General features: G+C 42.4%; 10 protein-coding genes. 7 read left to right on the top strand and 3 right to left on the bottom strand.

The window, feature by feature from the left end:
* The first annotated feature begins 46 nt into the window (after positions 1–46).
* The 4 genes from ACUTVW_RS07455 (at position 47) to ACUTVW_RS07440 (ending at position 6,630) form a co-directional block, all read left to right on the top strand.
* Entirely contained in the window at positions 47–2,887 is a 2,841-nt protein-coding gene (locus ACUTVW_RS07455; RefSeq protein ID WP_441930178.1) for a family 78 glycoside hydrolase catalytic domain, read from the top strand.
* A 164-nt stretch (positions 2,888–3,051) separates the two neighbouring features.
* Positions 3,052–4,281: a cytochrome P450 family protein gene (locus ACUTVW_RS07450; protein ID WP_441930177.1), complete on the top strand. Its 1,230-nt coding sequence runs from the start codon at positions 3,052–3,054 to the stop codon at positions 4,279–4,281.
* 200 nt (positions 4,282–4,481) lie between these two features.
* Positions 4,482–5,471, top strand: coding sequence for an alpha/beta hydrolase (locus ACUTVW_RS07445; protein ID WP_441930176.1), 990 nt, complete (start codon positions 4,482–4,484; stop codon positions 5,469–5,471).
* 406 nt (positions 5,472–5,877) lie between these two features.
* A complete protein-coding gene (locus tag ACUTVW_RS07440) occupies positions 5,878–6,630 on the top strand; it encodes an SDR family NAD(P)-dependent oxidoreductase (RefSeq protein WP_441930210.1) in 753 nt (250 codons plus the stop codon).
* A 133-nt stretch (positions 6,631–6,763) separates the two neighbouring features.
* Here ACUTVW_RS07440 and ACUTVW_RS07435 read toward each other — a convergent pair whose 3' ends face one another.
* From ACUTVW_RS07435 to ACUTVW_RS07425, 3 genes are all read right to left on the bottom strand, one after another.
* Positions 6,764–7,552, bottom strand: a complete 789-nt coding sequence (locus ACUTVW_RS07435) for a nucleotidyltransferase domain-containing protein (protein WP_441930175.1) — start codon at positions 7,550–7,552, stop codon at positions 6,764–6,766.
* Between the two features lie 79 nt (positions 7,553–7,631).
* Positions 7,632–8,612, bottom strand: coding sequence for a hypothetical protein (locus tag ACUTVW_RS07430; protein WP_441930174.1), 981 nt, complete (start codon positions 8,610–8,612; stop codon positions 7,632–7,634).
* Complete coding sequence (locus ACUTVW_RS07425) at positions 8,606–9,460, bottom strand: helix-turn-helix domain-containing protein (RefSeq protein WP_445645184.1); 855 nt, start codon at positions 9,458–9,460, stop codon at positions 8,606–8,608. The genes ACUTVW_RS07430 and ACUTVW_RS07425 overlap by 7 nt, the downstream gene beginning before the upstream one ends.
* Positions 9,461–9,610: 150 nt before the next feature.
* Between ACUTVW_RS07425 and ACUTVW_RS07420 the strand changes: the two genes are divergently transcribed.
* The 3 genes from ACUTVW_RS07420 (at position 9,611) to ACUTVW_RS07410 (ending at position 12,025) form a co-directional block, all read left to right on the top strand.
* The gene (locus tag ACUTVW_RS07420) at positions 9,611–10,456 is read left to right on the top strand and encodes a class I SAM-dependent methyltransferase (RefSeq protein ID WP_145414308.1); all 846 of its coding nucleotides are present in this window, start codon (positions 9,611–9,613) and stop codon (positions 10,454–10,456) included.
* Positions 10,446–10,688 carry an acyl carrier protein gene (locus tag ACUTVW_RS07415; protein ID WP_445645183.1) on the top strand — a complete coding sequence of 81 codons (243 nt, stop codon included), beginning with the start codon at positions 10,446–10,448 and terminating at the stop codon, positions 10,686–10,688. The genes ACUTVW_RS07420 and ACUTVW_RS07415 overlap by 11 nt, the downstream gene beginning before the upstream one ends.
* Positions 10,689–10,798: 110 nt before the next feature.
* Complete coding sequence (locus ACUTVW_RS07410) at positions 10,799–12,025, top strand: hypothetical protein (protein ID WP_445645182.1); 1,227 nt, start codon at positions 10,799–10,801, stop codon at positions 12,023–12,025.
* Positions 12,026–12,043: the final 18 nt, after the last annotated feature.

The following is a 12,043-nucleotide window of genomic DNA, read 5'->3' as shown; positions in this document are numbered from 1 at the left end:
AATGATTTCCAGTGAATTACGCGAATTGACACAGGAGGTTACAAAGATGAAGGTTACGAAGCTAAAAACAAATCATATCTCCAATCCACTAGGATTCGAAATATCCAATCCAAGCTTTTCTTACATGGTTACAGATACTACGGCAACGAAACAAATTGCGGCACAGTTCGAAATCGCTCTTGATGAATCTTTTTCACAGCTCGTATTTAACAGCGGGAAGAAACAGGATATCAATTCACTTGCGTACTCGCCAAATTTGGAATTAGCTCTACGGACACGATACTTCTGGAGAGTTACCGTGTGGAATGAACGTGGGGAACAGGCCGTTAGTGAAACTGCCTGGTTTGAAACAGCAAAAATGGATGAATCCTGGACGGCCACGTGGATAACACCTGATCTGGACAGGGATATTCATCCCGTGATGAAAAAAAGCTTCGAATTAAGAGGTCCAATTACGGAGGCAAGAGCCTACATTTGCGGTTTGGGCATATATGAATTGGAATTAAACGGGGTCAAAGCAGGGGAGGAATATCTGACTCCGCATTATAATGCATATCACAAATGGCTGCAATATCAGACATACGATATTACAGATTTGCTACGGGTAGGTACAAATTCCGTGGATGTGCGCCTGGGTAACGGCTGGTACAAGGGTCGTTTTGGTTTCGAAGGTGACACAACAGCCAATTTGTATGGGGATCATTTTGCTTTGTTGTCGGAATTCGTGATTACTTACGCCGATGGTACGGAAGAAGTCATTCCATCGGACCTGTCTTGGCACGCCACTCGCTCCCATGTACTGGATGGCAACATCTATGATGGAGAAATAAACGATGCCACACTGGACGTAAGTGAAACCTATCCGGTTCATGAAATCGATCTGGGATACGAACGGCTGCAAGCTAGAAGAAGTCTCCCGGTAGTCATCAAGGAAACGATAAACCCTGTATCTGTTCTGACCACACCAGCAGGTGAAACCGTGATTGATATGGGACAAAATATGGTCGGCTGGCTTCAATTCCGTACAACAGCACCCCGAGGAACCATGATCCGCTTGCAATACGGCGAAGTATTGCAGGAAGGAAACTTTTTCCGTGAAAACCTTCGGTCAGCCAAAGCGGAATACGTATATACAGCAAATGGGGAGGAAGCGGTTGTACGTCCATACTTCACCTTTTACGGCTTCAGGTATGTCAAGGTAGAAGGCTGGCCTGGAGTGCTGGATTTGAATGATTTTACAGGCTGTGTAGTTTACTCCGATATGGATCGTATTGGTTATCTGGAAACCAGTCACGCCGGTGTTAATCGATTATTCCAAAATGCACTATGGGGACAAAAGGGGAATTTCCTGGACACGCCTACAGATTGTCCTCAGCGGGATGAGCGCATGGGCTGGACTGGAGACGCACAGGTTTTCTCAGGTACGGCTAACTACAATATGGACACATATGCTTTTTTCAATAAATATGGTTATGATTTGTGGATGGAGCAGGAGGAACGGGATGGAATGGTTCCGATGGTCGTTCCTGTGGGCCGAGTGCAGGGCGGTGGCTCAAGCGCTTGGGGAGATGCGGCAACCATTATTCCTTGGAATACGTATGTACATTCCGGAGATAAGGCCATTCTGGAGCAACAATTTGATAGCATGAAGGCATGGGTAGATTACATTAAACGTTCTGATGAAGAGTCCGGGGGAGCTAGACTCTGGACAGTAGGTTTCCACTTTGGTGATTGGTTGGCACTAGATGGAGATAATCCCGATTCACCGATGGGCGGGACAGATCCTTTCTTCATCGCTTCAGCATATTACGCGTACTCCTCGGACATTGTTGCCAAAGCCGCAAAGGTGCTTGGACACGATGAACTTGCTGCCTCCTACGAAAAGCTGGCCCAGGAAGTTAGAGCAGCCATTCAAAATGAATTTTTCACAGCAAACGGGCGTTTGGCAGTGGATACCCAAACCGCATATGCGGTCGCATTGTATATGAATCTCGTACCGGAACAGTATATAGCGCGAATAAAGGAAGACCTCCTCATGCGCGTACGCAAGGATCAAAATCATCTGAAAACAGGATTTGTTGGTACGCCCTATTTGAATCGTGTTCTGTCTGCACACGGAAGCAATGATGTGGCTTACACACTCTTGCTTAATGATGATTACCCGAGCTGGTTATATGCCGTTAATTTAGGAGCTACAACCATCTGGGAACGGTGGAACTCCATCTTACCCGATGGGAACATTAACGAGAGTGGTATGAATTCGTTGAATCATTACGCTTATGGCGCGATCGTGGAATGGATGTATCGTTACATGGCTGGAATCAATCCTGCTGAAGATCGGCCTGGTTTCCGTCATACCGTGCTTGCGCCAATGCCAGATTTCAGAATTCAATGGACTAAAGCCCACATTGATACGGTAGCTGGAGCTTACAGAAGTGAATGGAAGTTTGACGAGCAAGGCAAATTGTATTTAAGCTTCTCCGTTCCCTTTAATGCGACAGCAACAATTAAGCTGCCACGCGCAATTATTGACCGGGTCATCATGAACGGGATTGTACTATCAGATGCCGGTCTTCCGGTATTACAGGGTGACCATGAAGTCTGCATTGAAGTAGCCAGCGGCAATTACGACTTTAATTATATGCCTTCTACTCCATACAAAGAAACACTGAGTACACGCACCCCTCTCAATGTGTTGCTTCGTAATGAAGAGAGCCGGAGTATGCTGCAAGAGCTTTCACCTACGCTTGGTTCCTTGGATCCTTCAATCATTGGCCCTATGGGGGAAGCAAGCATACGTGAGCTGTCCAGTTATCCTTCGTTCAACACACCGGAGGAAGAACTGGATAAGTTAGATCTCAAGTTGATGACGATTCAACTGATTTAAAACCTGGATTAATATCGATTATTCTAAGCGCACAACATATTCTTGTGCGCTTTTCTATACAAAAAATGATCAATTTATCAAAATTTGAAAGTCATATCGGTGCGTGATAGAATATATATCGTATTGATATTATAACTATCATTTTAAGAAGGGGAAGTGAAGTTATGTTTACGCATGGAAATAAAAACGAGTCTCAATCTAAAGTCGATTTTATGGATCAAGCATTTATTCAAAATCCTTTCCCTGTATACGAGCATTTGAGAAAGGAAGACCCTGTTCACCGTTTCCTTTTACCTAGCGGGCATTTTGCCTGGTTAGTAACTGGCTACGAGGATGTTTCAACTATTTTGCAAGACCATCAGCGTTTTGTAACCAATCCTCCTTATGTGCAACAGTCCCCTGGTTCAGCTCCTCCTCATCAGGAGATCATCTCACGCAATTTGCTTAGTGTCTCGCCTGAAGATCACCGCCGATTAAGAAGACTTATCCAAAAAGCATTCACTCCTCGTATGATTGAACGCCTCCGGAACCGAATCTATGAGATTAGCAATGATTTACTGGATCAAGTTTTAGCAAAAGGGAAGAGAGAGATGAATCTGATAGAGGACTACGCTTTCCCTTTACCGATCATCGTCATCTGCGAAATGCTGGGTGTGCCTCATAAAGATCAGATTCAATTTCGCGAATGGTCCAATATCATTATGGAAGGGTTCAACAATCCCGAGCTGAACGAGCAAAGTGATCAAGTCATGCGCGCATTTGTAGAGTATTTACAGACACTGATTGCAGATCGAAGACAGTCACTTCAAGAAGACTTAATCAGTGACCTCATTACTGTTGAGGAAGAAGGGGATGTATTATCCGAACAAGAATTATACGCCCTTGTTTTTGTATTGATTATCGCTGGCCATGAAACTACCGTAAACCTGATTGGAAATGGTATGTTAGCCTTGATCGAAAATCCAGAACAGAAACAATTATTATTGGAGCAGCCTGAACTTATTGGGCCAGCTATTGAAGAAATTTTGCGTTATAATGGTCCTGCTGAAGTAAGTAACATTCGCTGGGCTACAGAGGATGTGGAGTTCGGGGGCAAACACATACGTAAAGGTGAGATGTTATTTGTGTCCTTTTCTTCCGCGAATCGCGATGAGGATCAATTTCCTGATCCGGATACTTTTGATATCACACGTAAGGTAAACAATCACCTCGCTTTTGGTAAAGGTGTTCACTTTTGTCTTGGAGCACCACTTGCCAGACTTGAAGGAGAAATTGCAATTCATGAACTTCTGCGTAGAATGCCGGATATTCAATTCAAGGACGAGCCCGAACCATTAAAATGGCGCCCCGGCATGATTATTCGTGGATTGTATGAATTCCCGGTTCTTTTCTGAATTCGTATATTCACAGCATACAGGTTGTTTGACTGCAAAAAAACCGCGATCTCGCGGTTTTTTTGCTTGGAACGGTTTCTTTCGATTTCGCTATTTGATCTTTGTATCGCGTTATAGCAGGGCCTTTCTCTGAAATCTACAATGGAAGTATTCCTTTTTCTTTGAAACTTAAACTTATAAAAGAGGAGACCTGCACGTGTATGAAAGTTCTATCGTATGACTTGAGCAATACAAATGTTACCCTGACTGCCTATCTGCTAGATTCATCACCCGAAATGCCAAATATAAAACAACGGCCAGCGGTACTTATCCTCCCTGGCGGAGGGTACAGGGTCTGCTCTGATCGGGAGGCTGGACCGGTTGCGATTGCTTTTTTGGCTGAAGGATATCAGGCTTTTATTTTACGTTACTCGCTCAATCAAGATGCTGCGTTTCCACGACCTCTCAACGATGCAGAAGAGGCCTTGAAGCTTATTCGCACACATAGTGCAGAGTGGGACATTCATCCGCGAAAAATTGCCGTCTGTGGTTTCTCCGCAGGTGGACATTTGGCTGCCGCACTAAGTACGATGGGTTCTGATCGTCCTGATGCCTTGATTCTTGGTTATCCTTGTATTCTCGAAGAAATGAGAGCGATTTTTCCAGTCCCTGTTCCAGGAGTAGATCAGAAGGTGGACCATCTCACACCCCCGACATTTATATTCCACACATTCGATGACAAGCTCGTACCTGTGCGTAACTCCCTTGCGTTTGCTGATGCTTTGACTCGCCAAAACGTACCTTTTGAGATGCATATTTTCCCTACAGGTACTCATGGGCTGTCCCTTGCCCGTCCACAAACGTCAATGGGTCTGATCAGCATGGTGGAGCCCTCCGTTACACAATGGTTTGGTTTATGTACAAACTGGATGACCCGTGTATTCGGAGAATTTGCTGCAGATCTCGAGCATTTACCTGAGGAAGAGGTGCTGGAGTACAGCCTGGATGTGAAACTAGGGGCGTTATGGAAGAATGACAAGTGTAAAAAGTTGATTCTTGCTGCTGTGCCGGAGATTGGAGAGGAACCTCATCCGGATGCCATGGGAGTACCACTGGGTGTAATTATAGAATATGCAGGGGACGTATTAAACGAAGAAAAGAAAATACAACTGAATGATTCTCTGCGGCAAATTCCGGTATTTCATTCATGAAAATCGCTGTAACAGCGAAGTGCATTCATCGATTCCAATATAAATTGAAGGATTGCAAGTTTCGACATAAAATGATATTATTCACATTTCAATAATAGCATCACTATCATAAAACAAACAACTGGAGGATCACATGACAAACTACAATGAGAATATCAAAATTTCGGAATTATTAAATAACGCGGAAGCAACTGCACTTCTTGCTAAACATCTGCCAGAATTTATTAACGAACCTTCATTCAAAATGGCTTCCCATTTTACACTCGATCAACTTGCCGCTATTCCTCAGGTGGATTTGCCTGAAACGATTTTGTCTGCATTAAAAGCAGATCTCGCTAATGTAACTTTTGTAGAAGAAGAGACTCCAAAGGCAGCAAATCAAACGGTGAACAAAAAATCAGATTCTCTGGCTGGGAAAGTGATTACGATTACGGGGGCGGGTAGTGGCATCGGTAGAGCAAGTGCAGTCCTTATGGCTTCAAGAGGAGCTAAATTAGTACTGGTTGATTTTAATGAAGCTACGGGAAATGAAACTCTTGAACTGGTGAAAGGGCAGGAGGGAGAAGCCATTTTCATTCAGGCAGATGTATCCAACGAAGGAGATGTTCAGAACTATATTCAAAAAGCGGTAGAATCGTTTGGCAAGATTGATGTAGCATTTAACAATGCTGGCATTATCCAAAAATTCCAACCCTTCCACGAAATATCATTGGACGAGTTCTCTAAGATTATTGATGTCAACCTGAAGGGGATTTTCCTGGGTATGAAGTATGCGCTCAAGGTGATGGATCAACAAGGCTATGGCCATATCATTAACACAGCCTCCACAACTGCAATCCGCGCAGAGCACAGTTTGGCTGCGTACACAGCAAGTAAACATGGTGTTGCAGGTTTAACAAAAGCAGCAGCCATTGAATACGTGAGGAAAGGAATTCGTGTGAATGCAATATGCCCTGGCGGAGTAGCAACTTCACTCACAGCAGCTGTGCCACAAATGCTTCAGGACAGCGATTATATGCCGGAAGAATTCCCTAATATGCGTATTGGGCGTTATGCCGAGCCCGAGGAGCTTGCTGAGCTTGTGGCATTCCTCGCATCAGATGGATCGAGCTATATGACGGGTTCCATCATTGTAGCAGACGGCGGGCTTACGCTCTAACACCTAGGTAAATACGTTAAATAAACACACAAGGCCATCACACTCAGACCGTGATGGCCTTTTAGTTTGTTCCAATTCGATACCTGACTTTGGGAGATGATATTTTGAAAATTCAGTATTCGCTTTATTCTGCTTAACGATCCGCTAGAGGCGGTTCCTGATCGATCCAGTTCCATTCATTGTTGGCCACAAAAATAGTAAGCGCTTGCTCGAATGCAATGTCGGGATCATAGAATCCAAGCATGATCTTGGCATAATCCATACATTTTTCGTAATTGGGATGAGCGATGAGATCATTAGTCAATTCTACAAAGCCTTCTGGTTTATTGGTTACTCTAGAGACTGCATTCATCAGACCTTTATGGCAGGGAAACAACTGATGATTTATCGCCAAAATTGCCCGACCGGCAAATAAAACTAAATTGCTAACAGTATGGGAGAGCAGATAAGGATTGTTTTTTTTGACGGCTTCTCCGGCAAAATAGAAAGCGTGCAAGTAAATTTCCGAATAAAAATCCACTATATTTTTCTCGCGATTTTGTTCCGGGTACACAGGGATTCGCTGAAGAAGTTCATCCAGTTGAGGAATGGTTGAATACACGGCCTTAGAACCCAAGAAAGAATACCTTGTAGGTTCACTGCCTTGTGCAGCAGCGAGTTCCAAAAAACGATAATTGATAATCTTGCCGTCAATATACCCTTCAGGATAATCACAGATCTCATGATTTGTATATGATAGTTGATGTTGCAATTTTCTTTCTTCAAAAGATTCATCTGTAACGACAATGTAAACGTCAATATCCGAGTTTTCTCTGGCTTTACCTTGAGCGATTGAGCCCGCCGTTATAATGGCTCTGATCGTAGGATCAGGTTTTAAAAGCTCAACCAATTGATTCAATGCAATCTGATGATGTTGAAACATAAAAAAATCACTCCTGTATGATTTGATAACTTCATTAACCTCAAATTTACAGAAGTGAACAGATAAGATATATAGTGGATTACGCCAAATCCTGCAATTGATTTATCAATTCTTCCTCATGTTGAATGATAAAAAGCATTTTATTATATATTTTCTGACGCTGACTCAAGGCATTGCCAGAAAAACAACATTTGATGGACTGATTCATGATAGCATCCCACCTTCTAGCAAGCTCTAAATATTGTCCTCCAATCGTATGGAACATATTCTCCTGAGAACGTTCATGTAAGTAAAAGATAAACGATGCATATCTAAGTCTGGCCAATGAAAACTTCATCCATTGAAAGATAGCGTGTTGTGTATCCATTTTGGGATCTGAAATAACGATTCCTTCTTTTAAATATGCCTCAGCAAATTGCTCTAAGTTCCGGATACTGTTTTGCATTGTTGGCACGCCCGTTTGTTCATATAAACTGGAAGATAGCAGTCCTTTCCAATCGTTGTGAAAAGAGCAGGGATGCGTTATACGAAAGATAGCGTAGTAAAATGAAATGTTCAAAAACAATTGGAGCTCCATCTCCATATTTTTTTGTCCGTAATACGCATCCACCAGCATTATTTTCTGGTCTTTCTGGTCTATGCCTACAGCAAGACAGGAATGCCGTGCATGCGTTTTGTGATACCCGTCAGACCATGGACAATAGTACACATCAATACCTACCAATACAGCCATGCCGGCACCTAACTCAGACTGCAGCATGTCCAGAAATGGCTTTTCATCCTCGTTGCTGTTCAGCATAGTCCCACTGAAATCTCGATCTCTAAAATCAACTTTTATACCATGATAGGTGTCCAGATAACTCAGGTTTAAACGGGGATAGACGATGCGATCCAGCAAAAGTTTTTGTGGATCAGCATCGTACTCAAAGACACATGCATCTGCGTACATCGTTCTCATATCCCTACCTAGCCAATTAGTAACCGTTTTGAAGTGATCATCAATACAAGACGTTACTTGAAAGGGGGTATCGAAACTTTTGAGAGGTTGTATATCTAACATGTCGTATCCTCCCGAAATAACCCAGTAGAAATCCCTATGTATTTCCTATATGCCCCTGGAGTCGTTCCACAATGTTCTCTAAATAATTTGTAAAAATATTTCATGTCATCGATGCCAATCGCTTGAGCAATTTGTTGAACACTCCAGTTTGAATACTCCAGTAATTTGCAACTGTATAACATACGAATGTGTTGCAACATCTGAATATAACTGATACCCGTTTCTTTTTTAAACATTCGTTGAAAATTTCTTGTACTCATCGCAACAAGCTGGCTTATTTTTTGAAGTGTAAGTGTATCCCTATAATGGGTTCCCATATATTGAATTGCCCGGTGTATTGAAAAATCCTTGATCTCGGTCTTTCTGAACAATTTCTGCTGATTACTATTGTAGAGAATGTAGAATAGTTTATTCAGTAATTGGCATTGAGCAGCAGCTAAATATGGTGCGGTACGAGCCTCCTGTTGATGTAACATTTGTCTGAATACATTGCGAAATTCATTACGTTGCTCGACGAACATAGACCATGTGCGTCCTCCACGAAAAAATGATTTCTCCAAAAACGGCTTATACAGACAATTCATAATATATAACGGGGCCTGTTCTTTCAAATCCAGTGGTTGAAACGCATGTGATACACCAGGAGGGATAACAAACAAATCTCCCTTGGAGACCAGGATACATTGATCCCCGATCTGATGAAGCCCTTCTCCTTCATATACATAAGCGATTTCAACAAAATCATGGTGATGCAGCATCGTAAACGGCTCTTCTTTTGTCAGCTTCAAATGGACGGGGCTAAAGGAGTCAAAAAAATACTCTTCTCTAAATACGATTGAATCGTGCATGATCAGATTTCCTCCGCTTCGTAAGTCATTTGGTAGGAAGCACTGCTTACGGACAGTATATCTGTATTTTTTGGCGTATTCAACCATATATTGGATCACTCTATCTTGCTAGAATTGAGTTCTACACCACTTATAAGTTGTGAGAGGGGAGTGATCATTTTCGATACTTCTGAACAAATGATGCCTCATAAGTCCAATGATCGCTTTAGCAAACTTGGAATTTATGGCGTCCAAGGAGTCTTTATTATTCTGTTCTTGTTATTATCCCCCGTCTACTATTTGAACAAATGGGACTTTAAACGTCACAAAAAGCGGAAGCCTTTCTACACCAGTAAATTGGTTCGACTGCAAGAGCGTTATCCGATTTTCTACGAATTAGCCATGTACGTTCAAAATTTCCCGATTCCTCGTAATGTCTATAAAGTTTTACCCCCTTTAAGGGGCGATGTTCTTCAGGTGGGCTGTGGTACAGGTTTATTGAACAAGTACCTTCGCAAGCAGAAGGATATTCGTTTCCTCAACATGGATCCGAATTTAAATGCACTAAAACTTGGAAAGAAGTGGGGAAGGTTTGATTCTTATATTCATGCCTTCATTGATAAGCCGACTCCTTTACCAGATCATAGCTGCGATATGATTTTGTTTGCACGAAGCTTTCATCACATTCGTTATCACAAAAAAGCCTTCGTAGAGAGCTGCAGACTGTTACGTGACGGTGGATCCATCATTATTGCGGACCCGGTTGTGCTCAAGTCTCTTTCAGGTTCTGTAACGGACGGCGGTTATATGGCGAACTCTTCGATTGATGGTGTAATTTGGAGATTTACCAAAGAAACATTAATTACTCACATCAAGCGCTGTCTTCCTCCTGAATTAAAGATTGAATCCGTGACCGAAACGAGACAAGTGCATGTAACGAATTACAATTTATTTGTACCCCAGACGGATATCGTGGTGGTACTACGAAAAAGGGAGACTGTAAAAAATGACAACTAAAATTATTGAGATCATAGCCGAAATCAAGGAGGACCCAAGCCTGATTAACAAGCTGAACGAATCCTCTGACTTAACTCATGATGCAGGAATGGATTCACTGAATATTATCAATTTTATTTTACGTATTGAAGAAGAGTTCGATATTGAAGTTGATTTTGATCATTTCAGTCTGGAGCATCTGCAATCCGTGCGGAAATTTTCGCAATTCATCCATCAGATGGCCAGCGTATGAATTTTGCTCTACATTGTGGATCATTTGAAGCAGAGCGGTACTGGCGCGATTCCCGGCTTGCTTCTATTCCTGCCATACAAAATATACAAACAAAGAAGATTACTGATTCCATGGACGAGCTTTTGTTTGTCTTTTGTAAAACCGGAGACTTGTTGCTTACGCGCCATGTCATGGACTCCGTTCAACATGATTACATTCGCTCGATCGGATATGACATCCATATGAATCGAAATCCATGGTTTACCGCAGAAAGGGAGAGCGAAATAGATCACTTAAATGTCTTTGAAATCATGAATCTCTCTGATGTTACGGATCAACTACTATCTTGCTTCTCTTTGGAAAAAGCAACCTTGGAAGCGTTTGCGGCAATACCTGGAACACTAGCTTTTGCACAAAAGTATCATCTTGCATCCCATTATCCCGAGCAAAATATTGTACAGCGAATTAATGCTAAATCGTACTCACTTGAAATGCGCGATCGGCTGAACCTGCCGAATGTCGGCAGAGTCGTCGAGGGGAGGGAACAACTACTTGCGATCACCAGAGAAATGCTTTGTGACGGAGCTGTGCTATTAAAGGATGAGTTTGGTGTGTCCGGAAAAGGGAATTTCGTCATTCACTCCGAAAAAGCCTTGCTTCGTTTGATCAAGTATCTGGATAAGCAAGCTGCACAGGAAAAGTTGATTCGTTTTGTCGTAGAACCTCTACTGGATCGTAAATTTGATTTCTCTTGCCAACTTTATATCCATGAATCGGGCGAGGTTCAACTCGTTTCTTTTCAACAACTTGATAATCATGGATACGCATTCGGTGCTTCACATACGATGAGTGAATCGTTTAAAGCGCATCTGTATGCTTCAGGTTACACGGATCAAATGTTAGAAATCGGAAGTTTATTATACCAGGACGGCTACTTTGGCGATGTTTGTATCGACTCTATGATATTACAAGATGGTTCAATAGAGCCTCTGGTTGAAATAAATGCCCGAAAATCCATGAGTTTAATTAAACACGGTGTAGATAGCTTAATTAGCAATCCACAGCTGCATAGTAGCCTGGTACAGTTCAATCTCGAAGTTCCTGCCCGTTTCCAATATGAGCACTTGCTTCAAAATTTAAATCAACAGCAGATCTTGTACACCAAAGAGAGGGGAATGGGCATCTTGCCACTCTCCTCGGGAACACTTATATCTCCTTTGACAAATCATAATTTGAATGAACGTACCATGGGACGACTTTATTTTGCAGTCATTTACGAGAGCCAGCAGCATATGCAAAATCTAGTTGCCGGAGTTAACCAGTCATTGCTGGATTCCGGGCTAAACTTGATTACGTAACCCAAGTTTGTCGGGATT

The organism is Paenibacillus sp. TSA_86.1 (genome assembly GCF_052691815.1).
Note: the sequence above shows the minus strand (reverse complement) of the source record. Positions and strands in the feature narration are given on the sequence as shown.